This is a genomic window from Citrobacter sp. Cc139 (assembly GCF_030334645.1).
Lineage (GTDB): Bacteria > Pseudomonadota > Gammaproteobacteria > Enterobacterales > Enterobacteriaceae > Citrobacter > Citrobacter werkmanii.
In genome coordinates this window covers 114029-133869 of sequence record NZ_JAOWDM010000095.1, presented here as the reverse complement: position 1 = coordinate 133869, position 19841 = coordinate 114029, and the positions used below count along the sequence as shown (strand labels likewise).

The window sequence follows — 19841 nt, the reverse complement described above, 5'->3', positions numbered from 1 at the left end:
ACATTAATAGCCCGTGCGTTATGGTGGTTATATAAAAGCGAGAATGGGATACAGCTATGCCGCATGAACTACAGGGGATACAAGCGTTTGTAAAAATTGCAGAAATCGGATGCTTTACAAAAGCATCCCAATTTTTTCACATCTCACAACCTGCTTTAACACGCAGAATTCAGAAACTGGAAGATAGCCTGGGAACCACGCTGTTTGAACGCTCTACGCGCAGCGTTAAGCTCACGACAGTAGGAAGAGAATTTTTACCTAAAGCTAAGAATTTAATAGATTTTTATGAAAGCTCCATCCTCAGTATTAAAGAGATGGCGACACATCAGGCAGGTGTTATTACGGTTTCCTGTATCCCTACTGCCGCGTTCTATTTTCTGCCTTCAGTGATACGAGATTACAACAATGACTACCCAAACATCCGAATCCGCATACTGGAGCACAGCGCCAGCGATTGCCTGGAAGCAGTATTAAATGGCGACGCAGATTTCGGTATAAATATGATAAACGTCACACATCCAAATATCGATTTTGCGCCGCTGGTGAACGAACCCTTCGTTCTGGCATGCCGACGCGACAATGAGCTGGCAAATAAATCGCTGGTAACATGGGACGATCTGGCCGGTATGAAGCTGATTGGGGTAAGACGCTCCAGCGGAAACCGATCGCTGATCGATCAGGCTTTCGAGAAAATGGCCTGGAAACCTAACTGGTTTTATGAAGTGCGTCATCTTTCGACGTCACTAGGGATGGTGGAAGCGGGCCTAGGTGTGTCTGTCGTTCCCAGTCTGGCGATGCCGGCCGATGAACATCACGTCCTTGTTAGTCGTCCACTGATAGAACCCGTCATACGCCGTACGCTTGGCCTGGTAAAACGCAGTGAAACAACCCTTAGTCCTGCGGCGGAAAAATTCCGCCAACTGATATTACATCTGTGGTCAGGCGAAAATAGCAGCCCCTGGATCAACAAATTTACTCAACTGTAACCCACCGTTGGGCAACGAGTGTATGACCGATGAGAACTCTCCCACAGCATCAGCAGAGGAAGTCAACGCATTGATTTTCGGTAATAAAATGAATTGTCGCAGGTGGAAATCAGGCAGACCAGAGGGAACATCAAGGGAAGTGACTTTGGAGCGGGCGAAGGGAATCGAACCCTCGTATAGAGCTTGGGAAGCTCTCGTTCTACCATTGAACTACGCCCGCATTGAAGTGCGTAAGGGATTATAAACCTTACGCTCTTCTTGGCAAGGGACGAACCGACTGACTGGCGATTAATTCACCGTCAGCATTTTGGCTTACTGCCCTGCGGCGGTAAATAACGCAGCGGATCGATAGCCGTTGCGCGATAACGGATCTGGAAATGCAGACGCACCGTCGTCGCATCCGTGCTGCCCATCGTGGCGATCTTCTGCCCGGCTTTCACGTTTTGACCGTTGTTCACCAGCATGGTGTCATTATGCGCATAGGCAGTGATGTAATCCTCACTGTGCTTAATCATGATGAGGTTGCCATAGCCCCGCAGTTGATTGCCGACATAGACCACTTTCCCGGCTCCGGCCGCATAAATCGGCGTACCGCGCGCAGCAGAAATATCAATGCCCTTATTACCGCCGTCCGCCGTGGAATAAGGCAGGATCACCTTACCGCTGGCAGGCCACTGCCAGCAGCGTTGTCCTACCGGCGGCCAGGACGACTGAGGTACAGAAGAAGACGGTCTGACGGCAGCCGTTTTGGTAGAAGATTTGCTCGAGGATTTCGTGGTTGCTTTACGCGCTGTTGTACTGGTTTTCGCATCACCGTTAAGCTTCAGCTTTTGCCCCACCTCAATGGTATAAGGGGGGGAAATGTTGTTCAGACGGGCGAGATCCCGAACGCTGGTGCCAGTAGAGCGTGAAATGGCGTACAGCGTATCACCGCGCTTCACAGTATACGTGGAACCGGAATCAGATGAACTGGAACACCCTGCCAGGATCAGGCTGCTCACCAACATTATCGTGATATAAAAACGTTTATTCATCAGCCATTCTGCACTCAACACAACGTTTACCTCGAAATCAGAGGTCATTATCATACCAGCCAGCCGGACGATCCCCAATCGCTACGCTTCAATCGGTAGGGTTAAACGGATATCCCTGTGCGATAATATCCATTAACGCGGGTAGATAAGGCATAGAGGGTAATTTCACCAGCGCAGGATAAAATATTTGTGGCGAAGGAAAAACGTCTACCACGTAACATTGGCTAAGTTTATCAGCATCGACTTCCGAAGACGGTAATAACGTCGCAGCCTCAAGGCCGGACTCCAGCCAGTCGAGAATGACCCCCGGTTGCGTAATATGCATGATCACTTTTGCGCTTACTCCGGATTTACGAAACAGATCCATCAGCATCTCGTAAGTCCCTGAATCCTTTGCCCGATGCAACAGCACCAACGGCATCTCCGCCAGCGCAGTGTAGTTATAGGGGTTTGCAGGAGGGTCCGGCAGGCATTTTTTATTAATTACCGCCACCAGCTTAATCGGATCAAACGACACATAATCAAAGCCTTCACTGCGATAGGGACGCTGTATTAAAGCAATATCGATTCCTCCTTCCGTTAATAATGTCTCAAGATGGCTGGAGTCGGTAACAGAAATATTGATCGCCGTATCCGGATTACGTCGGTAAACTTCCATCAACAGTGCTTTAAAATAGTTCTGGTAGAGATGAGTTAAACCTATTCTTAATTCGGCTCTGTTTTTTTGTGCAATATCTGTCGTTTCCCTGGCGGTATCCTCCACCTGACGTAATATTTCACATCCTTTGCGATAGAGAAAAAAACCGGCCTCCGTGGGTTCAATACGATTTCCACGGCGAACAAAGAGCGAGACCTGAAGTTCTTCTTCCAGCTCCTGAATCCGCTTGCTGAGGGGGGGTTGCGCCATGTTCAACGATTTCGCCGCCTGGCTTACCGACCCTTGTTCCACCACCCGACAAAAATACCGTAAGCGCTTTAAATCCATCATCATCACCCGTGGTTTAACGTATCGCCAGTATCACACTTACCCAAAAAAATAAAAAGCCAGCCCGCTACATCTCATGTTAATTAATCATTATTTAACAGGTCATTAAAATAAACTTTTTTGATCTACTAACTATCCGGTAAACGGTATTTGTATAAAAGCGCCACGGAAAATATTGTGCAGACAACGAAACATCTTTTCCGAAGGAACCATCCCATGGCAAATACTGATAACAAATCTCCCTCAACGGTGCATGATTTACGCTCTGCGCTCCAACTACTGAAAACACTTCCCGGCGAGTACGTTGAAACCGATACCGAAGTCGACCCGCACGCGGAACTCTCTGGGGTGTATCGTTATGTGGGCGCGGGCGGAACCTGCCAGCGCCCGACCCGCAAGAACGGGCCGGTGATGGTATTTAATAAAATCAAAGGATTTCACGATATCAGCGTGGCAATTGGCCTCAACGGTTCACGCCAGCGCGTCAGCCATTTTCTGCAGTGCGAACCAGCAAAACTAGGGCATCTGCTGAAAGATTCTGTGGAAAACGCCATAGCGCCAGTCATGACTCAGGGCGCGGCGGAATGTCAGGAAGTGGTGCATCTGGCGAGCGATGCCGATTTCGATCTGCGTAAACTATTACCCGCTCCGACCAACACAGAAGAAGACGCTGGTCCCTATATTACCATGGGCCTGTGTTACGCCTCAGACCCGGAAACTCACGAATCCGATATCACCATTCACCGCTTGTGTGTACAGAGCCGCGACGAACTGTCCATGTGGCTGACCCCTGGTCGCCATATTGATGCTTTCCGCATGAAAGCAGAAGCCGCAGGTCAGCCGCTACCGATTTCAATCAGCATCGGCGTGGATCCGGCGATTGAAATTGCCGCCTGTTTTGAGCCGCCAACCACCCCACTGGGCTTCAACGAATTGAGCATTGCGGGCGCGCTGCGCGGCAAAGCCGTTGAGATGGTGCAGTGTAAAACCATTAACGAAAAAGCTATCGCTCATGCGGAGATCGTCATTGAAGGCGAACTGCTGCCAAACGCACGCGTACGCGAAGATCAGAATACCCATACCGGGCGCGCAATGCCTGAGTTTCCGGGTTATACCGGTGAAGCGAAAGAGGCTATTCCGGTGATCAAAGTGAAAGCCGTTACTCACCGCATTAACCCCATCTGGCGCACCACCGTCGGACCTGGCGAAGAACATGTCAATATGGCCGGTATTCCGACTGAAGCCAGCATTCTGGATATGGTAGAACGCGCCATGCCGGGCAAACTACTCAATGTTTTCGCCCACTCGGCGGGCGGTGGCAAACTTCTGGCGGTTCTGCAGTTTAAAAAATCTTCTCCGACAGATGAAGGTCGGCAGCGCCAGGCTGCTCTACTGGCTTTCTCTGCATTCCCGGAACTCAAGCACGTCATCCTGGTGGATGAGGATGTAGATATTTTCGATAGCGACGACGTTCTCTGGGCCATGCAAACCCGCTACCAGGGGGATGTTGACACCATTACGATCCCTGGCGTTCGTTGCCACCCGCTCGATCCGTCACAGGTGCCGGAATACAGCCCGAGCATCCTGCAACAGGGAATGTCCTGCAAAACCATTTTCGACTGTACGGTGCCATTCCACCTGAAGCACAACTTCCAGCGTTCCAAATTTAAAGATGTGGACGTGAAGCGCTTCCTGCCGGATTTCGAGTAAAGGAGACCACCATGACAGCACGCATCATCATTGGGATCAGTGGGGCCTCCGGGTTTCAGTACGGCGTTAAGGCGCTGGAGTTGCTTAGCCAACACCCCGTTGAAGTCCATCTGGTGGTCTCAAAAGGAGCAGAAAAAACCTGCGAACTGGAGACAGATTACCGCCTGGACGATGTGACAGCGATGGCTGACGTGGTACATCCCATCGCGGATCTGGGGGCGGCTATCTCCAGCGGTTCATTTAAAACACTGGGGATGCTGATCGCACCATGTTCCATGCGCTCTTTGGGCGCAATCGCCCACTGCCTGACGGACAACCTGCTGACCCGTGCGGCGGACGTGGTGCTGAAAGAACGTCGTCGTCTGGTGCTGCTGGCCAGAGAAACGCCGCTGAACCTCGGCCATATTCGCAATATGGCCGCAGTAACTGAAATGGGCGGGATCATCTTTCCGCCGGTTCCGGCGCTGTATCAACGTCCGCAAACGGCGGACGACATCATCACCCATAGCGTTAATCGTGCGCTCGATCTGTTCGACCTTGAGGTCAACAATATCCCCCGCTGGGGTGAAGGCGAGCTAAATTTTACTTAACAGGACATTTCTCAATGTTAATCGGCCCATATGTAAATGGTTCCGCCGTCATTCTTGGCGGGTTAGTTGGCGCAATGGCGGGCGGCAAGCTCCCTGAGCGTGTGAAAACGGCGCTGCCGATGACTTTCGGGCTTTGCTCCGTTGGTCTGGGTATCACGCTGGTACTAAAAGTGAAATATATGCCAGCAGTGGTGCTGGCAATGGTGATCGGCGCCATTCTCGGTGAATTGCTGCATCTGGAAAAAGGAATTGGTAAAGCCGCTGGCTCCACGCGCGGTTTAATCAACAAAGTGCTGCCGCCAGTTAATGGTCTGGGTCACGAAGAGTTCACAGAGAAATTTGTCGCCATCCTGGTACTGTTTTGCGCCAGTGGCACCGGGATTTTCGGGGCGATGACCGAAGGGATGAGCGGCGACCCATCAATTCTGTACATCAAAACGATCCTCGATCTGTTTACCGCAGGGATTTTTGCCACACTTCTCGGCTACGCGGTTATGACCATCGCCATCCCACAAATCATTATTCAGGTGGCGCTGGCGATGCTGGCAGTGATTATCCTGCCGATGATCACTCCTGACATGATGGCGGATTTCTCTTGTGCTGGCGGACTGCTGATGGTGGCCACCGGTTTGCGTATCTGTAACATTAAACTTTTCCCGGTCGCCAACATGTTGCCAGGGCTTGTTTTGGTAATGCCTTTGTCCCATTTATGGGCTACCCTAGTGGCCTGAGTGCATGACCCGGCGGGTTTGTGTCGGGTCATTTTTTATTTTCAGGAGTTGTCATGGCCGGGGAACATGTCATTTTGCTGGACGAGCAAAATAAACCGTCAGGCATGCTGGAAAAGTATGCCGCCCATACCTTCAACACCCCTTTGCATCTCGCGTTTTCCTGCTGGATATTTAACGACCAGGGACAACTGCTGGTGACGCGCCGTTCACTGCACAAAAAAGCCTGGCCTGGCGTCTGGACAAACTCTGTCTGTGGCCATCCGCAGTCGGGGGAGACAACCGAAGATGCCGTTATCCGCCGCGCCCGTTTTGAACTGAGCGCAGACATTACCGCGCTCGCCTCTGTATATGCGGATTTCCGTTATTGCGCTACGGATCCCAATGGAATTATGGAGAACGAAGTTTGTCCGGTCTATGCCGCGCAGCTTATCAGCCAACTACAGCCAAATGCGGATGAAGTAATGGATTACCAGTGGAGCAATCTTGAGGATGTGTTAAGCGGGATTGATGCAACGCCGTGGGCGTTTAGCCCGTGGATGGTGATGCAGGCTTCAAACGATAAGGCGCGAGAATTACTGCGCAAGTTTGCCAACGGGAATTAATTGCCTGATGGCGCTATGCTTACCTGGCCTACATAACGAGTTGTAGGCCGGATAAGGCATCAGCCGCCATCGGGCATGTCACATCTTACTTAACCGGGCGCATCGCCGGGAACAGGATCACGTCGCGGATGGTGTGGCTGTTGGTGAACAGCATAACCATACGGTCGATACCAATACCCAGACCCGCAGTCGGCGGCAGACCGTGTTCCAGAGCGGTAACGTAGTCTTCGTCGTAGAACATCGCCTCGTCATCACCCGCATCTTTGGCGTTAACCTGATCCTGGAAACGCTGCGCCTGATCTTCTGCATCGTTCAGCTCGCTGAAACCGTTACCGATCTCACGTCCGCCGATGAAGAATTCGAAGCGATCGGTGATTTCCGGGTTTACGTCATTACGACGCGCCAGCGGAGAAACTTCGGCCGGGTACTCTGTAATGAAGGTCGGTTGAATCAGGTGCGCTTCCGCGACTTCTTCGAAGATCTCGGTCACGATACGGCCCAGACCCCAGCTCTTCTCAACTTTGATGCCGATAGATTCAGCGATCGCTTTAGCAGAGTCGAAGTTATCCAGATCGGCCATGTTGGTTTCCGGACGGTATTTCTGAATCGCTTCGCGCATGGTCAGTTTTTCGAACGGCTTACCGAAGTCGAAGACTTCTTCGCCGTAAGGCACTTCGGTGGTTCCCAGAACGTTCTGCGCCAGCGTGCGGAACAGTGATTCGGTCAGTTCGATCAGATCTTTGTAGTCCGCATACGCCATGTAGAGTTCCATCATGGTGAACTCTGGGTTATGACGAACAGAGATGCCTTCGTTACGGAAGTTACGGTTAATTTCGAATACGCGTTCGAAGCCGCCAACCACCAGACGCTTGAGGTACAGTTCCGGCGCGATACGCAGGTACATATCCAGATCCAGCGCGTTATGATGGGTGATGAACGGACGCGCCGCCGCGCCGCCAGGGATCACCTGCATCATCGGGGTTTCTACTTCCATAAAGCCGCGACCCACCATGAACTGGCGGATGCCAGCCATAATCTGTGAACGCACTTTAAAGGTATTGCGGGATTCATCGTTAGAGATGAGATCCAGATAGCGCTGACGATAACGCGCTTCCTGGTCCTGCAGACCGTGGAATTTATCCGGCAGCGGGCGCAGCGCTTTCGTCAGCAGACGCAGCTCGGTGCAATGAATGGACAGCTCACCGGTCTTGGTCTTGAACAACTTACCTTTCGCGCCGAGGATATCGCCCAGATCCCATTTTTTGAACTGCTCGTTGTAAACGCCTTCCGGCAGATCGTCACGAGCAACGTACAGCTGAATACGGCCGCCAACATCTTGCAGCGTAACGAATGAGGCTTTACCCATAATACGGCGGGTCATCATACGACCAGCAACGGATACCTCAATGTTCAGCGCTTCCAGCTCTTCGTTTTCTTTCGCGTCGAAGTCAGCATGCAGTTGGTCTGAGGTGTGATCGCGACGGAAATCGTTCGGGAACGGGATCCCCTGCTCACGCAGGCTCGCCAGCTTCTCACGGCGCGTTTTCAGTTCATTGTTAAGGTCGGCTACCGCGTCAGCGCCCTGTACGTGTTGTTCAGACATGTTGGTTCCTCATAACCCTGCTTTCAAACTTGCTTCGATAAATTGATCCAGGCTGCCATCCAGCACCGCCTGCGTGTTACGGGTTTCAACCCCGGTACGCAGATCTTTAATGCGGGAGTCATCAAGGACATAAGAACGAATCTGGCTACCCCAGCCGATATCTGACTTATTGTCTTCCATCGCCTGTTTCTCGGCATTCTTCTTCTGCATTTCCAGTTCATAAAGCTTCGCTTTCATCTGCTTCATGGCCTGGTCTTTGTTCTTGTGCTGGGAACGGTCGTTCTGACACTGCGTCACAATCCCGGTCGGGATGTGGGTGATACGCACCGCCGATTCTGTACGGTTAACGTGCTGACCGCCCGCGCCAGAGGCGCGATAAACGTCAATGCGCAGATCCGCCGGGTTGATGTCGATATCGATATCATCGTCAACTTCCGGATAGACAAACGCCGAGCTGAACGACGTATGGCGGCGACCGCCGGAGTCGAACGGGCTCTTACGTACCAGACGGTGTACGCCGGTTTCAGTCCGCAGCCAACCGTACGCATATTCGCCAGCAATTCTGATGGTCACGGATTTAATACCCGCCACTTCGCCTTCAGATTCTTCAATAATTTCAGTCTTAAAGCCGCGAGCTTCGGCCCAACGCAGATACATACGCATCAGCATGCTCGCCCAGTCCTGCGCTTCCGTACCGCCGGAGCCAGCCTGAATATCGAGATAGCAATCTGCGCTGTCATATTCGCCGGAGAACATACGACGGAATTCCAGCTGCGCCAGCTTATCTTCCAGGGTATCGAGTTCTGCTACGGCTTCGTTAAAGGTTTCTTCGTCGTCGGCTTCTACAGCCAACTCCAACAGGCCGGAGACATCTTCCAGGCCCTGGCTCATTTGGTCGAGTGTATCTACGATGGCCTCAAGGGAGGAACGCTCTTTACCCAGCGCCTGCGCGCGTTCGGGTTCGTTCCATACGTCCGGCTGTTCCAGCTCGGCGTTTACTTCTTCCAGACGCTCTTTCTTGGCATCATAGTCAAAGATACCCCCTAAGAACGTCAGAGCGCTCCGTGAGGTCCTGAATGCGGTTATTTACCGGATTAATTTCAAACATTGTCTGATTTCTTTTATTGGACTAGTCAAAATGCGGTTATAAGAGCGGGATTGTAACTAATCCACGCCCTTTTTTATAGCGATTAGTGACGCTAAAGTGGCCAGATATTATCGATTATTAGCTGCAAACTACGGTTGCCGCGAAACTCATTAATATCCAGTTTGTAGGCCAACTGAACATCGCGCACGCCGTTGTCCGGCCAGCAACTGGTATCAACGTTGAACGCAATTCCGTCCAGCAGAGGTCCGCCGCCAACCGGCTCCACCATCACCTTCAGATGACGCTCACCCACCAAACGCTGCTGAAGCAGACGGAAATGTCCATCAAACAGCGGTTCCGGGAACATTTGCCCCCACGGCCCGGCATCACGCAGCATTTGCGCGACCTCCATGGTCATCTCCGCGGCGCTTAGCGGGCCATCTGACACCACTTCGCCCTGCAGCAAGGCGGGATCCAGCCACTCGGTTACCAGTTCGCCGAAACGCTGCTGGAAACGCTCAAACTGCGCCTCTTCCAGCGACAAGCCCGCCGCCATGGCGTGACCGCCAAACTTGAGGATCATGCCAGGATGAAGGGTGTCCAGGCGCTCCAGCGCATCACGCATGTGCAGCCCCTGAATCGAACGCCCGGAGCCTTTGAGCGTACCGTCGCCGGCAGGAGCAAACGCAATCACCGGACGATGAAAACGCTCTTTAATGCGCGATGCCAGAATGCCGACTACTCCCTGATGCCACTCAGGATGGTACATCGCAAGGCCGCCCGGTAGCGTCTCGCTACTGCGCTCCAGCTTTTCACACAGGGTCAGCGCTTCCGCCTGCATGCCCTGCTCAATTTCTTTGCGTGTCTGATTGAGCGCGTCCAGTTCATTGGCCAGCATGCGTGCTTCGCCAATGTTGTCGCACAGCAACAGCGCCACGCCGACGGACATATCATCCAGACGGCCAGCGGCATTCAGCCGTGGCCCCAGCGCAAAACCTAAATCGCTGGCAGCCAGCTTAAGTGGGTCGCGGTTGGAAATCTCCAGCAGCGCCTTAATGCCGGGACGGCACTTTCCGGCACGAATACGGCTTAATCCTTGCCACGTCAGAATGCGGTTATTAGCATCCAGCGGGACCACGTCGGCCACTGTGCCGAGCGCGACCAGATCGAGCAAGTCCGCCAGGTTCGGCGGCGCAATGCCTCGTTCATCAAACCAGCCTTTGTCACGCAGGAAGGTGCGCAGCGCCAGCATCAGATAGAAGGCCACGCCAACCCCAGCCAATGATTTAGACGGGAATTCACAGTCGTGCAGATTGGGGTTGATGATCGCCTCGGCATTAGGCAGCGTATCCCCTGGCAGATGGTGATCGGTTACCACCACCGGGATCCCCAGCGCTCTGGCATGTTCCACACCGGCGTGAGACGAGATGCCATTGTCTACGGTGACAATCAGCTGAGCGCCACGCGCATGCGCCTGCTCCACCACTTCCGGGCTTAAGCCATAGCCGTCTTCAAAACGATTAGGCACCAGGTAGTCAACGTTACCGCAACCTAACGCACGCATCGCCAGAATGCTGAGCGCCGTACTGGTCGCGCCATCGGCGTCAAAATCGCCGACCACAATAATGCGGGTTCCCGCGCGAAAGGCGTTATAGAGGATCTCAACTGCTTTTTCGACGCCGTTCAAATGCTGCCACGGCAGCATTCCTTTTACGCTACGTTCAAGTTCCTGGGCGCTGCGCACGCCGCGGCTGGCGTATAAACGACGCAGCAATGGCGGCAGGTCATCAGGTAGCTCGGTTGTCTCGTCGGCTTCACGCCGACGAAGTTGTATCTTTTGTTTCACGCGAATTATTTACCGCTGGTTTGTTTTGCATGTGCGTCGAGGAATTCTTTCATCTCTTTCGGGCCCTGATAGCCAGGCACGACATAGCCGTTGCTCAGCACAATCGCCGGCGTGCCGCTAACGCCAAACTGCACGCCCAGCGCGTAGTGGTTCGCGATATCCACATCGCAGGTTGCTGGTTTCACGTCCTTGCCTGCCATCGCGTCATCAAAGGCTTTGTTTTTATCCTTCGCGCACCAGATCGACTTCATGTCCTGCTCGGCCTGGCTTTCCAGACCCTGACGCGGGAAGGCCAGATAACGAACGGTGATCCCCAACGCATTATAGTCTTTCATCTCTTCATGCAGCTTGTGGCAGTAACCACAGGTGATGTCGGTGAAAACGGTAATGACGTGTTTTTCCTGCGGCGCTTTGTAGACGATCATCTCTTTTTCCAGCGCGTTCAAATGCTTCATCAGCAACTGGTTAGTAACATTCACCGGGCTTGCGCCGCTCACGTCATACATCGGTCCCTGAATAATATGTTTACCGTCTTCAGTTACGTACAGCACGCCGCTATTGGTCAGTACGGTTTTCATACCCGCCACCGGAGCAGACTGAATCTCGGTGCTCTGTACCCCCAGCTTTGCCAATGACTGGCGAATCGCCGCATCGTCTGCATGTACCATGCCGGAAAACGCCGTTGCCAGCAGGGTGAACATCATAAAACGTTTTTTCATAACCTATCCTTTCCTGTCAGCAATCACGCTCGCGGGTGATGCTGTTGATGTAGTTGACGCAAGCGCTCCGTTGCGACATGAGTATAAATTTGTGTTGTCGAGAGGTCGCTATGCCCCAGTAGCATCTGCACCACGCGCAGGTCAGCGCCATGATTGAGCAAATGCGTGGCAAAAGCATGCCGCAGGACGTGCGGTGACAGCTTCTCGCTGTCGATTCCCGCCAACACAGCATAGTGTTTAATACGATGCCAGAAGGTCTGACGGGTCATCTGTTGCGCCCGCTGGCTGGGAAACAGCACATCAATCGATACGCCATTGAGCAACCATGGACGCCCATGTTCCAGATACGTTTCCAGCCAGTAAACCGCCTCTTCACCCAACGGCACCAGGCGTTCTTTGTTGCCTTTACCGATCACCCGAACCACACCCTGACGCAGGCTGACGTCACTCATCGTCAGTCCCACCAGCTCAGATACGCGCAAGCCCGTTGCATACAATACTTCCAGCATGGCTTTGTCGCGTAGCTCCAGCGGTTGCTCAATCAGCGGCGCCTGCAACAGTCGCTCCACCTGTGCCTCACTGAGATCTTTGGGCAGGCGCTGCGGAAGCTTCGGTGATGCAAGCGAGGCGCTGGGATCGTCTTCGCGAAATTTTTCGCGGTAAAGATGCTGAAAAAAGCGCCGCGTAGCACTGAGCAAGCGAGCGGAACTGGTGGCTTTATATCCCCCATCCATCCGCTCGGCCAGTAATGCCTGCAGATCATCGCTCTGCGCCGTCGCCAGCGAGACGCCACGGTGATGTAACCATTCGACAAGCATGGTCAGATCGCGACGATACGCACTTAACGTGTTTTCCGCCAGATTTCGTTCCAGCCACAGGGCATCAAGAAACTGCTCGATGCGCGCCAGATCCTGTTCCACTCGCGCCCCTTATTCCACTCTCATTTTTGATGCATTATGCCTCATTGTGCCGGGATTGCGGCGATTCTGTTACACTACCCGCAACGCTACAGCAGAATTGAGATGTTTACGTCATGAACATGGGTCTTTTTTACGGTTCCAGTACCTGCTACACCGAAATGGCAGCAGAAAAAATCCGCGATATCCTGGGTCCCGAACTGGTGACACTGCACAACCTCAAAGATGATTCCCCGACCTTAATGGAGCAGTATGATGTGCTCATTTTGGGCATCCCGACCTGGGATTTTGGTGAAATTCAGGAGGATTGGGAAGCGGTCTGGGAGCAACTGGACGACCTCAACCTGGAAGGCAAAATTGTCGCGCTTTACGGGATGGGCGATCAGCTAGGATATGGCGAATGGTTCCTGGATGCGCTGGGGATGCTGCACGATAAACTGGTCACCAAAGGCGTCAAGTTTGTCGGTTACTGGCCAACCGAAGGCTATGAATTTACCAGCGATAAACCCGTCATTGCTGATGGACAGCTGTTTGTTGGTTTGGCGCTGGATGAAACAAACCAGTACGATCTCAGCGATGAACGCATCCAGAACTGGTGCGAGCAAATTCTTGGGGAAATGGCCGAACACTGGTCCTGATAAGCGTGTTGCCGGATGACGCCGTGAACGCCTTATCCGGTTTACCTCACGCATCAAACCTAAGGCCCTAAAGCGGCACGCCATCAGATATTTGTTGGCATTATCCCTGCTTCGCCTGTTGCAGCATTAACCGCCGTAAATCTCGCCACTCAGCCTCATCCATACTGTCTGCCGCTAGCCACAAATGCTGACGTTTCCCGGTATCTGAACGCAAACGCAGCATCATGCCTGTTTTGACCATCCAGGGCGCGCTAACGATAGTCCACTCCTGCCCTTGCCAGCGCAGACGGCCGTCCATCAACAGCCTAATCTCGCCCTGACAGGCATTAATTCTACGTTGGCTGCGTACGCTGTCGAACACCACCAGAGAGAGCAGAACCATCCATAATGGGGTGTAGCTCAAAGGCCAGGGCATCAATAAAATAAATACCGCGACCAGCCCATGAACGAGCAACGAAAGCCACTGCGCGCGCCATGAAACGCGTAAATCAGATTGCCACTGGACCACGTTCCCGATTCCGTGTCTGGATAAGTCGCACCATCTGCTCCAACTGAGCATCAGCTGGTTTCCCATGATTCATCAACCAGTTAAATAAATCTGGATCGTCACATTCTAGCAGACGGATAAAGATACGTTTTTCTTCGTCACTTAAGCTGTCATATTCATGTTCGAAAAACGGCATGATAGAGATGTCCAGCTCGCGCATACCGCGGCGGCATGCCCAATGAATACGTGCTTTATTGTTAATATCCATGTTCTTCTTCCTGTCTCGCGAAAACGAAGTATCCGGCTATTGTAACGTGTTTTTCACGCGCTTTTGCGGGAATATCAGCTAATGGAAGCACATTCGCTAAATAAAACCGCATTAAGTCAAAGGATTCATCATTTTTGGATGTCTCCTCGCAAAGCTTACTATATGGCACAAATAGCCTGTTTAAACCGCTTGCAATGGGCCATAGCTCTTTTACCATTAGTCATTATCACTGCGTTAAGCAAATCAGGACATTATTATGGCTTTTACATCTTTTCCTCCTCGCCAGCCTTTTGCGTCAACGCGTTTACCTCTGACGCTAATGACGCTCGATGACTGGGCGCTCGCCACCATTACCGGTGTCGACAGTGAGAAGTATATTCAGGGTCAGGTCACGGCTGATGTCAGCCAGATGACCGAGCATCAGCACGTGCTGGCAGCCCATTGTGATGCCAAAGGTAAAATGTGGAGCAATCTGCGCCTGTTCCGTAACAGTGACGGTTTTGCATGGCTTGAACGCCGCAGCTTGCGCGATGCACAGCTTACAGAACTGAAAAAATATGCGGTCTTCTCAAAGGTAGTGATTGCGCCGGACGACGAGCGTGTTCTGTTGGGCGTAGCGGGATTCCAGGCACGAGCGGCACTGGCCAATCTCTTTAGCGAATTACCGAACAGCGAAAAACAGGTTATTACCGAAGATACTTCCACAATACTGTGGTTCGAACACCCTGCCGAGCGTTTCCTGCTGATTGTTGATGTTGCAACGGCGGAAAGCCTGGTTGAGAAACTGCGCGGCGAAGCGGAGTTAAATAACAGTCAACAGTGGCTGGCGCTGGATATCGAAGCGGGTATTCCGGTCATTGATACTGCCAACAGCGGACAGTTTATTCCCCAGGCGACCAATATGCAGGCTCTGGGCGGGATCAGCTTCAAAAAAGGCTGCTATACCGGCCAGGAAATGGTGGCGCGCGCCAAATTCCGCGGCGCTAACAAACGCGCCATGTGGACTCTGGCAGGTACGGCCAGCCGGGTGCCGGAAGCTGGCGAAGATCTGGAACTGAAAATGGGTGAGAACTGGCGTCGTACTGGTACCGTACTCGCCGCAGTACAGCTCGCTGATGGCCAGATACTGGTGCAGGTCGTGATGAATAACGACATGGAAGCCGACAGCGTGTTCCGCGTTCGCGATGACGCAAAAACGCTGCATATTGTGCCACTGCCGTATTCGCTGGAAGAGTAAAAGCTTAACGCCGGATGGCGCTACGCTTATCCGGCCTACAGGCACATTTTGTAGGCCGGATAAGGCGTTAGCCGCCATCCGAAATCAAGGGTTACGCCTGTCCAACATACAAATAAATCGCCAGGAAGTGGCAAACGCTGCCGCCCAGTACAAAGCCGTGCCAGATCGCGTGGTTATATGGAATGCGCTTACAGACATAGAAAATAACGCCCAGCGAATACACCACACCACCAACGGCCAGCAACGTCACGCCTCCCGCCGCCAGTTTAACCGCCAATTGATACACCACAATCAGCGATAGCCAGCCCATTGTCAGGTAAGTCACCAGCGACAGAACCTTAAAGCGGTGCGCAATGGTCAGTTTGAATAAAATACCGAGCAGCGCCAGGCTCCAGATAACAATCATCAGTCCACGTGCCAGCGGCGAATCAAGCCCCACCAGCAGAAATGGCGTATAGGTCCCGGCAATCAGCAGATAAATCGCGCAGTGGTCGAATTTTTTCAGCCAGACTTTCGCTCGCTGATGGGGGATCGCGTGATACAAAGTTGAGGCGAGAAACAGCAGGATCATGCTGCCGCCGTACAGGCTATAACTGGTAATCGCCATAGCGCTGGCGTTGGTATCCACTGCCTGAACCAGTAACAACACCAGCCCGACAATCCCAAACACCAGCCCGATACCGTGACTGATGCTGTTGGCTATTTCCTCTGCCAGCGAATATCCCTGCGCGATTAATGGTTTCTGAACCATAGCTTACTCCCGAGAAACGAACACTTTCGTTATTGCCCCTCTAGCGTAACTGAGAATGGTTCCAGTGAACACCTGTTAGCTGTAATATTTATCTTAAAATAAATAGTCCATAAAAATCATATAATTAATTTTAATCTTTCAGCTAACAAGCGTACGCATTAAATCAAACACATTTAAAATCAATCACATAAAATTGCGTTTGATCCGGGTAAATTTCGGCAATCACACGTTTCAGTTCTTCAAGCGACATGTTTTCCTGCTGAGCATGTTTTTCAGTCAGCGTATCCAGCGTGACGGTTGAGGTGCCAACAACTTCAATCGTGCAGAAGTATCTCCCATCTTCAAAGCGCCCAACTCGTAGAATGTCACCGGTTTTGAAGTGTGATTCGGACTCGTCACGAATGGTGATAGTTTTGCGTCCGGCCAGTATGTCATCCTGGAAACGCTGAAAAAAAGTGATGTCATTTGGCTGCATGTTATTATTCCCTGTAGATGAAGTCTGATGAGTGAGTTTTGCTATTGTGAGTATGTTCTCCCACGCTGCCATCGCCAGTCTCAACAATCTTGAGATGCTGGTCTACAACTATGTCATCAAAAATCGTGACAAAGTCATGTACATGACCATTCGCGAACTGGCCGATGCCGTGGGCGTTTCCACTACCACCGTACTGCGCTTTTGCCGCAAGCTTAAGTGTGAAGGTTACTCAGAATTTCGCGTACGCTTCAAATTATATTTAGAGCAGAATGAACCGCAACAGGCGAATTTCGGCACCAGCGAAATTATCAGCTTTTTTAAAAGCGTCAATAACGACGAATTCGATAAACTGCTCGATCAGGCTGTTGATATTATATTATCTTCCGAACGTATTATATTTGTTGGCGCAGGAACGTCAGGAGCGCTTGCGAAATACGGCGCGCGTTTTTTCTCCAACGTCGGCAAATTCAGTAATCATATTGACGACCCTTATTTTCCGGTAACCAATGATATGGCCAGAAACGCGCTGGCAATCGTGCTTTCCGTCTCCGGCGAAACAGAGGAGATCCTGCGTTTTGCCAGCCAGTTCAGCCTGCACAACTGTAAAGTGCTGTCTGTAACCAGCCATGAACACTCACGTCTGGCGAAACTCGCCGACTTTAATCTCTCCTGGCACGTTCCACAAACACGCATTGCCGGGGTATACGATATAACCACGCAAATCCCCGTTATTTATATTCTGGAATCGCTTGGCCGCAAACTGGCGAAAAGAATAGCGTAAAAAAACAATCTGTTTTTTTGAAGTAACAAATCACATTAATGCTATTTTGTTATATCGTGACATTTAGGTTTCCTTTGTTAGACTCAAAATCAGATTGTATTAATTTGAGACTGAGCGCAGATGAAAAAACTTACCTTAGCAAAAGATTTTTTATGGGGCGGCGCGGTTGCGGCGCACCAGGTCGAAGGTGGCTGGAATAAAGGTGGCAAAGGCCCCAGCATTTGCGACGTACTGACCGGTGGGGCACACGGCGTTCCACGAGAAATCACTCAGGAAGTCGTGCCCGGTAAATACTACCCCAACCACGAAGCCGTCGATTTTTACGGTCATTACAAAGAAGACATTAAGCTGTTTGCCGAAATGGGCTTCAAATGTTTCCGTACCTCCATCGCATGGACCCGTATCTTCCCCAATGGGGACGAAACCCAGCCGAACGAAGAAGGTCTGAAGTTCTATGACGACATGTTCGATGAATTACTGAAATACAACATCGAACCGGTCATCACCCTTTCCCACTTCGAAATGCCGCTACATTTGGTTCAACAGTATGGGAGTTGGACCAATCGCAAAGTTGTTGATTTCTTTGTTCGATTTGCTGAAGTCGTCTTTGAGCGTTACAAACACAAAGTCAAATACTGGATGACCTTCAACGAGATCAATAACCAACGTAACTGGCGCGCACCGTTGTTTGGCTATTGCTGCTCCGGTGTGGTGTATACCGAGCATGAAACCCCGGAAGAAACCATGTACCAGGTGCTGCATCACCAGTTCGTGGCCAGCGCGCTCGCAGTGAAAGCCGCACGCCGCATCAACCCGGAAATGAAAGTGGGCTGCATGCTGGCTATGGTGCCGCTCTATCCATTCTCCTGTAAGCCCGAAGATGTCATGTTCGCCCAGGAGTCAATGCGTGAACGCTACGTCTTTACCGACGTCCAGCTGCGCGGCTACTACCCAAGCTATGTGTTGAACGAGTGGGAACGTCGCGAATTTAACATCAGGATGGAAGACGGCGACGAACAAATCCTGCGTGAAGGCACCTGCGACTATCTCGGATTTAGCTACTACATGACTAACGCGGTGAAAGCGGAAGGCGGTAGCGGTGATGCCATTTCCGGTTTTGAGGGTAGCGTGCCGAACCCGCACGTCAAAGCGTCCGACTGGGGCTGGCAGATTGACCCGGTTGGCCTGCGCTATGCTTTATGTGAGCTGTACGAGCGCTATCAGAAGCCGCTGTTTATCGTTGAAAACGGGTTTGGCGCCTACGATAAAGTGGAAACAGATGGCAGCATCAATGATGACTACCGCATCGATTATCTGCGCGCCCACATCGAAGAGATGATGAAGGCGGTCACCTATGATGGCGTAGATCTGATGGGCTACACGCCGTGGGGCTGCATTGACTGCGTTTCGTTCACCACCGGTCAGTACAGCAAGCGCTACGGCTTCATCTATGTGAATAAGCACGATGACGGCACTGGGGATATGTCGCGTTCACGCAAGAAGAGTTTTGAGTGGTATAAAGCGGTGATCGCCAGCAACGGCGAGAATCTGTGATTTTTCGCCGGATGGCGGCGTAAACGCCTTATCCAGCCTACAGGTATGATCCCGTAGGCTGGATAAGCGCAGCGCTATCCGGCCATTAAATCCCTACTTCCCGCCGGCCAGCTCCAGAAAACTGCCCGTGACGTAAGATGCCTTCTCGCTCAGTAGCCAGCAAATTGCCTGCGCGACTTCTTCCGGCTGCCCACCACGCTGCATAGGCAACATGGATTTCACGCGATCAACCCTTCCCGGCTCTCCACCCGACGCATGCATTTCAGTGTAGATCAGGCCTGGACGTACGCAGTTTACGCGGATCCCCTGCGCCGCCACCTCCAGTGCCAGGCCGGTGGTGAGCGTGTCCACCGCACCTTTTGAAGCGGCATAATCAACATATTCGAATGGCGCGCCGAGCCGTGATGCCGCCGAAGAGACATTCACAATCGCCCCACCCTGACCGCCGCGCTTAAACGACATGCGCTTTACCGCTTCCCGACAGCACAGAAAATAGCCGGTAACATTGGTCGCCAGTACGCGGTTAATTCGCTCTGCAGTTAAGTTTTCCACCGTGGTCTGTTCAAATAAAATCCCGGCATTATTCACCAGCGCAGTCAGCGGTTCCCCTTCACGGTCGATCGATTCAAACATCGCCAGCACCTGACTTTCATCACTGATATCCGCACGCAGCGCAAATGCCTTACCACCTGCCGCGACGATGTGGTTCACCACCTCGGTTGCCGCACGAATATTGTGATGAAAATTAACGGCGACCGTGTAACCCTCCAGTGCCAGTTGCAGCGCGGTTGCTCGCCCAATACCGCGACTGCCGCCAGTAACAAGTGCGATTCCCATAGA

General features: G+C 52.1%; 22 protein-coding genes and 1 tRNA gene. 10 read left to right on the top strand and 13 right to left on the bottom strand.

Annotated elements, in window-relative coordinates; all coding sequences use genetic code 11:
• Window positions 1–56 precede the first annotated feature (56 nt).
• A complete protein-coding gene (locus OGV69_RS23975) occupies window positions 57–986 on the top strand; it encodes a LysR family transcriptional regulator (protein WP_038633449.1) in 930 nt (309 codons plus the stop codon).
• A 146-nt stretch (window positions 987–1132) separates the two neighbouring features.
• Here OGV69_RS23975 and OGV69_RS23970 read toward each other — a convergent pair.
• From OGV69_RS23970 to OGV69_RS23960, 3 genes are all read right to left on the bottom strand, one after another.
• A tRNA-Gly gene (locus tag OGV69_RS23970) sits at window positions 1133–1206 on the bottom strand.
• Window positions 1207–1285: 79 nt separating this feature from the next.
• On the bottom strand, window positions 1286–2020 hold the full coding sequence (gene actS, locus OGV69_RS23965) for an amidase activator ActS (RefSeq protein ID WP_069324844.1): 735 nt from the start codon (window positions 2018–2020) through the stop codon (window positions 1286–1288).
• Between the two features lie 88 nt (window positions 2021–2108).
• Window positions 2109–2969: a LysR family transcriptional regulator gene (locus OGV69_RS23960; protein WP_239509324.1), complete on the bottom strand. Its 861-nt coding sequence runs from the start codon at window positions 2967–2969 to the stop codon at window positions 2109–2111.
• On the opposite strand from OGV69_RS23960, the gene OGV69_RS23955 reads away from it, so the two are divergent.
• From OGV69_RS23955 to idi, 5 genes are all read left to right on the top strand, one after another.
• The gene (locus tag OGV69_RS23955) at window positions 2926–3060 is read left to right on the top strand and encodes a hypothetical protein (protein ID WP_255366011.1); all 135 of its coding nucleotides are present in this window, start codon (window positions 2926–2928) and stop codon (window positions 3058–3060) included. The genes OGV69_RS23960 and OGV69_RS23955 overlap by 44 nt on opposite strands.
• A gap of 161 nt (window positions 3061–3221) precedes the next feature.
• The gene (locus OGV69_RS23950; RefSeq protein ID WP_038633458.1) at window positions 3222–4715 is read left to right on the top strand and encodes a UbiD family decarboxylase; all 1494 of its coding nucleotides are present in this window, start codon (window positions 3222–3224) and stop codon (window positions 4713–4715) included.
• Window positions 4716–4726: 11 nt separating this feature from the next.
• The gene (locus OGV69_RS23945) at window positions 4727–5305 is read left to right on the top strand and encodes a UbiX family flavin prenyltransferase (protein ID WP_069324824.1); all 579 of its coding nucleotides are present in this window, start codon (window positions 4727–4729) and stop codon (window positions 5303–5305) included.
• Window positions 5306–5319: 14 nt separating this feature from the next.
• Window positions 5320–6036 (top strand): DUF554 domain-containing protein, encoded by a 717-nt coding sequence (locus tag OGV69_RS23940; protein ID WP_038633463.1) that lies wholly within the window; start codon window positions 5320–5322, stop codon window positions 6034–6036.
• Window positions 6037–6089: 53 nt separating this feature from the next.
• Window positions 6090–6638 (top strand): isopentenyl-diphosphate Delta-isomerase, encoded by a 549-nt coding sequence (gene idi / locus OGV69_RS23935; RefSeq protein WP_069324823.1) that lies wholly within the window; start codon window positions 6090–6092, stop codon window positions 6636–6638.
• Between the two features lie 85 nt (window positions 6639–6723).
• Here the strand turns inward: idi and lysS are convergent, their stop codons facing one another.
• From lysS to xerD, 5 genes are all read right to left on the bottom strand, one after another.
• Window positions 6724–8241 carry a lysine--tRNA ligase gene (lysS, locus tag OGV69_RS23930; protein WP_006686909.1) on the bottom strand — a complete coding sequence of 506 codons (1518 nt, stop codon included), beginning with the start codon at window positions 8239–8241 and terminating at the stop codon, window positions 6724–6726.
• A gap of 9 nt (window positions 8242–8250) precedes the next feature.
• Window positions 8251–9349 (bottom strand): peptide chain release factor 2 gene (gene prfB, locus OGV69_RS23925; RefSeq protein ID WP_100194817.1). Its coding sequence is split into 2 segments (ribosomal slippage): window positions 8251–9273 and window positions 9275–9349, totalling 1098 coding nucleotides; the frame shifts between segments, so codons are not numbered across the junction.
• 91 nt (window positions 9350–9440) lie between these two features.
• The gene (recJ, locus tag OGV69_RS23920) at window positions 9441–11174 is read right to left on the bottom strand and encodes a single-stranded-DNA-specific exonuclease RecJ (RefSeq protein ID WP_069324822.1); all 1734 of its coding nucleotides are present in this window, start codon (window positions 11172–11174) and stop codon (window positions 9441–9443) included.
• Window positions 11175–11179: 5 nt separating this feature from the next.
• Entirely contained in the window at window positions 11180–11893 is a 714-nt protein-coding gene (gene dsbC / locus OGV69_RS23915) for a bifunctional protein-disulfide isomerase/oxidoreductase DsbC (protein ID WP_061382414.1), read from the bottom strand.
• A 23-nt stretch (window positions 11894–11916) separates the two neighbouring features.
• Window positions 11917–12813: a site-specific tyrosine recombinase XerD gene (gene xerD, locus OGV69_RS23910; protein WP_038633475.1), complete on the bottom strand. Its 897-nt coding sequence runs from the start codon at window positions 12811–12813 to the stop codon at window positions 11917–11919.
• A 113-nt stretch (window positions 12814–12926) separates the two neighbouring features.
• On the opposite strand from xerD, the gene fldB reads away from it, so the two are divergent.
• Window positions 12927–13448, top strand: coding sequence for a flavodoxin FldB (gene fldB, locus OGV69_RS23905; RefSeq protein WP_038633478.1), 522 nt, complete (start codon window positions 12927–12929; stop codon window positions 13446–13448).
• Between the two features lie 100 nt (window positions 13449–13548).
• Here fldB and OGV69_RS23900 read toward each other — a convergent pair whose 3' ends face one another.
• Window positions 13549–13956: a protein YgfX gene (locus tag OGV69_RS23900; RefSeq protein WP_038633481.1), complete on the bottom strand. Its 408-nt coding sequence runs from the start codon at window positions 13954–13956 to the stop codon at window positions 13549–13551.
• Window positions 13937–14203 carry an FAD assembly factor SdhE gene (gene sdhE, locus OGV69_RS23895; protein WP_016154349.1) on the bottom strand — a complete coding sequence of 89 codons (267 nt, stop codon included), beginning with the start codon at window positions 14201–14203 and terminating at the stop codon, window positions 13937–13939. Before sdhE ends, OGV69_RS23900 begins: the two co-directional genes overlap by 20 nt.
• A 256-nt stretch (window positions 14204–14459) precedes the next feature.
• Here sdhE and ygfZ point away from each other — a divergent pair, with 256 nt between their 5' ends.
• Window positions 14460–15440, top strand: coding sequence for a tRNA-modifying protein YgfZ (ygfZ, locus tag OGV69_RS23890; RefSeq protein ID WP_069324821.1), 981 nt, complete (start codon window positions 14460–14462; stop codon window positions 15438–15440).
• A gap of 91 nt (window positions 15441–15531) precedes the next feature.
• On the opposite strand, the gene trhA is transcribed toward ygfZ, so the two are convergent.
• Window positions 15532–16191 (bottom strand): PAQR family membrane homeostasis protein TrhA, encoded by a 660-nt coding sequence (gene trhA, locus OGV69_RS23885; RefSeq protein ID WP_038633489.1) that lies wholly within the window; start codon window positions 16189–16191, stop codon window positions 15532–15534.
• Window positions 16192–16354: 163 nt separating this feature from the next.
• Window positions 16355–16666, bottom strand: a complete 312-nt coding sequence (yqfB, locus tag OGV69_RS23880; protein WP_069324820.1) for a N(4)-acetylcytidine aminohydrolase — start codon at window positions 16664–16666, stop codon at window positions 16355–16357.
• Between the two features lie 52 nt (window positions 16667–16718).
• Between yqfB and OGV69_RS23875 the strand changes: the two genes are divergently transcribed.
• Window positions 16719–17447, top strand: coding sequence for a MurR/RpiR family transcriptional regulator (locus OGV69_RS23875; RefSeq protein ID WP_227409003.1), 729 nt, complete (start codon window positions 16719–16721; stop codon window positions 17445–17447).
• Window positions 17448–17567: 120 nt separating this feature from the next.
• Window positions 17568–19001, top strand: coding sequence for a 6-phospho-beta-glucosidase BglA (gene bglA, locus OGV69_RS23870; RefSeq protein WP_069324818.1), 1434 nt, complete (start codon window positions 17568–17570; stop codon window positions 18999–19001).
• Window positions 19002–19094: 93 nt separating this feature from the next.
• On the opposite strand, the gene OGV69_RS23865 is transcribed toward bglA, so the two are convergent.
• Window positions 19095–19838 (bottom strand): SDR family oxidoreductase, encoded by a 744-nt coding sequence (locus OGV69_RS23865; protein WP_069324817.1) that lies wholly within the window; start codon window positions 19836–19838, stop codon window positions 19095–19097.
• Window positions 19839–19841 lie beyond the last annotated feature (3 nt).

Coding starts and splice junctions, on each gene's coding strand:
- OGV69_RS23975 (WP_038633449.1), top strand. CDS start 57: ATGCCGCATGAACTACAGGGGATACAAGCGTTTGTAAAAATTGCAGAA.
- actS (WP_069324844.1), bottom strand. CDS start 2,020: ATGAATAAACGTTTTTATATCACGATAATGTTGGTGAGCAGCCTGATC.
- OGV69_RS23955 (WP_255366011.1), top strand. CDS start 2,926: ATGTTCAACGATTTCGCCGCCTGGCTTACCGACCCTTGTTCCACCACC.
- OGV69_RS23950 (WP_038633458.1), top strand. CDS start 3,222: ATGGCAAATACTGATAACAAATCTCCCTCAACGGTGCATGATTTACGC.
- OGV69_RS23945 (WP_069324824.1), top strand. CDS start 4,727: ATGACAGCACGCATCATCATTGGGATCAGTGGGGCCTCCGGGTTTCAG.
- OGV69_RS23940 (WP_038633463.1), top strand. CDS start 5,320: ATGTTAATCGGCCCATATGTAAATGGTTCCGCCGTCATTCTTGGCGGG.
- idi (WP_069324823.1), top strand. CDS start 6,090: ATGGCCGGGGAACATGTCATTTTGCTGGACGAGCAAAATAAACCGTCA.
- lysS (WP_006686909.1), bottom strand. CDS start 8,241: ATGTCTGAACAACACGTACAGGGCGCTGACGCGGTAGCCGACCTTAAC.
- dsbC (WP_061382414.1), bottom strand. CDS start 11,893: ATGAAAAAACGTTTTATGATGTTCACCCTGCTGGCAACGGCGTTTTCC.
- fldB (WP_038633478.1), top strand. CDS start 12,927: ATGAACATGGGTCTTTTTTACGGTTCCAGTACCTGCTACACCGAAATG.
- sdhE (WP_016154349.1), bottom strand. CDS start 14,203: ATGGATATTAACAATAAAGCACGTATTCATTGGGCATGCCGCCGCGGT.
- ygfZ (WP_069324821.1), top strand. CDS start 14,460: ATGGCTTTTACATCTTTTCCTCCTCGCCAGCCTTTTGCGTCAACGCGT.
- trhA (WP_038633489.1), bottom strand. CDS start 16,191: ATGGTTCAGAAACCATTAATCGCGCAGGGATATTCGCTGGCAGAGGAA.
- yqfB (WP_069324820.1), bottom strand. CDS start 16,666: ATGCAGCCAAATGACATCACTTTTTTTCAGCGTTTCCAGGATGACATA.
- OGV69_RS23875 (WP_227409003.1), top strand. CDS start 16,719: ATGTTCTCCCACGCTGCCATCGCCAGTCTCAACAATCTTGAGATGCTG.
- bglA (WP_069324818.1), top strand. CDS start 17,568: ATGAAAAAACTTACCTTAGCAAAAGATTTTTTATGGGGCGGCGCGGTT.
- OGV69_RS23865 (WP_069324817.1), bottom strand. CDS start 19,838: ATGGGAATCGCACTTGTTACTGGCGGCAGTCGCGGTATTGGGCGAGCA.